1 protein-coding gene is annotated in these 644 nt (G+C 70.2%); it reads right to left on the bottom strand.

Features of this window, described 5'->3' with window-relative positions; genetic code table 11:
- Window positions 1-463 (bottom strand): YdcF family protein (locus ACYVJ0_RS13640; RefSeq protein WP_460818397.1); only part of this gene is annotated, 463 nt, incomplete at its 3' end.
- Window positions 464-644 lie beyond the last annotated feature (181 nt).

The raw sequence follows: 644 nt of genomic DNA on the forward strand, positions 1-644 counted from the left end.
CCATCGCGAGCGCTTCGGCGATGGTCTCCCCGGGCCCCTGGCCACCGGTGACGACGACGACGGCGTCCGGGTTCGCGGTGGAGTACTCGACAGCCACGTCCAGCCGGGAGCGGAGCGACGGCGTCACCTCGTCGCCCTTCAGCGCCGTCCCGAGGACGATGACGGCATCCTCCCGGTGCGAGACGGTGTCCGCCCGGCCGAGCAACGCGATGGACGCGAAGAGGAGGAGCGACAGCGCAGTGCCGACCAGGACGAGGATCCGCACCCAGCCGATCAGCCGTTTCGTACGGGCCCGGATCCCGCCCCGGTAGAGACCGCACCACAGGTAGAGGACGCCGAGCAGGAACGTCGCGACAACGCCGGAGCTGAAGCCGCTCGTGAACGACACGATCAAGGGATCAAGGATCAGGACCGCTCCGACGGGGACCCAGAGAATCGCGCGCATGACGTCGGTCATCTCCACGGTCGCATCCTGGCACGGCCCAGCCGGGGCCGGGCCCGGCCCGCACCTTGGTCCGCTCATCCATCCGCACGGCCTTGGCACTGGTCACCGCGGTGCCGCAGCCGTCACGGACGAAGGTGCAGTTCACTTCCGTCGAGCAGCGCGACGAGTGTCCGCGCCCTACCCGCCCGGGATCGGTGGC

It is taken from the genome of Microbacterium petrolearium (assembly GCF_054782875.1).